At 58.6% G+C, this 1,180-nt stretch carries 1 protein-coding gene; it reads right to left on the reverse strand.

The window, feature by feature from the left end; genetic code table 11:
* On the reverse strand, positions 1-843 hold an 843-nt coding region (locus D3227_RS40350), incomplete at its 3' end, for a DUF4158 domain-containing protein (RefSeq protein ID WP_147377839.1).
* Positions 844-1,180 lie beyond the last annotated feature (337 nt).

The following is a 1,180-nucleotide window of genomic DNA, read 5'->3' on the forward strand; positions in this document are numbered from 1 at the left end:
TTGAGCCACGATCAGAGCGTGACGGCGACTTGCGTTGAAGTCGTTGGCAAGCCAAGCCGGCGTGGCGTTGCCTTCGCGGATCATCTGATCCCAACGTCCCGAAGATATGCGCGCTTGAAATTTCGGGGCTATCTCCAGCGTCCGCAGGAATGCAATCCGTTCGGTCAGTCCGACAAGGTTGGATGCACCCGGCGCTTCTGGCGCCGATCGCAGCCAATGAAAGCGCGTCTGCCCGATTGTCGGGTCAACCTCCAGAAGACGGTCGAGGTCTTGTAGCCTATCAGACGAAATGCCTTCGATCAGGGTCCTTTCCGCCCGCCGACGAGCGATAGCGCGAGCGGCGAGCCCCATCCGCTCGATAATGTTGGCCGCCGGGAGCAGCGAATTTCGATTGCGGAGCTCCGCCACAATGGCACCAGCAATCGAAGTACCGGCGTCTGTTGTTGAGGCTATCTCGATTGCCGACAGCAATGCGGCACGCCGATCTTCGGCTGTTGCGTTTCGCCTCTGCAGATAACCCAAGAGGTGAGCAATGTGATTGCTGCGGGTCTCCTCACGACGGGCATACAGCCTGAATGCGGTGGAGCTTACGCCTACTTGCTCGGCAACATAGTCGAGCATCGCTTTCGGCGGAACCTCGTTAGCCAACAGTGGCCGGCCGGGGTAGCGCATCAAGCAGAGTTGGATCGCGAAGCCGAGCTGATTGTGTTCGCGCCGCCGTAGCTGGATTTCCAGCAAATCGGCCGGTGAAAGAGAATAGTGGCTGATCAGACCGTCGTCATCGACCGGAATGTCGAATAGCGTCTTTCGCTCGTGTTCTTTGAGAAGCGCTCGTCGGGCCACTTTCCACTCCACTCCAGAACGGTAGTGGCCAAGCCTCTGTCCAAAGCGGCCTAACGGTACAGGAGGCAAATGGCGTATCCACAGCGAACATCCGGGTGTTCACTCTTCGTTCGACCTTAGCGCAAGATTCTGCACAGCTCTTGTTCCGGCCCCAAGCACGAGTTGTCGACGCTCGCCTTCAACACCCTTTCGGTCCATGGTGGCAACGAAATCGACAAGACGTCGGGTGCCATTCGCACACCGATCGTCATGGCCAATTCGTATCTCCTCCCCCACGACCCATCCACCATGGACTGGTCCGACACCGAAACCCCCTCCTACACGCGCAATTCCGGCC

The sequence above is a fragment of the Mesorhizobium waimense genome, from assembly GCF_003601975.1.
Classification (GTDB): Bacteria; Pseudomonadota; Alphaproteobacteria; order Rhizobiales; family Rhizobiaceae; genus Mesorhizobium; species Mesorhizobium waimense.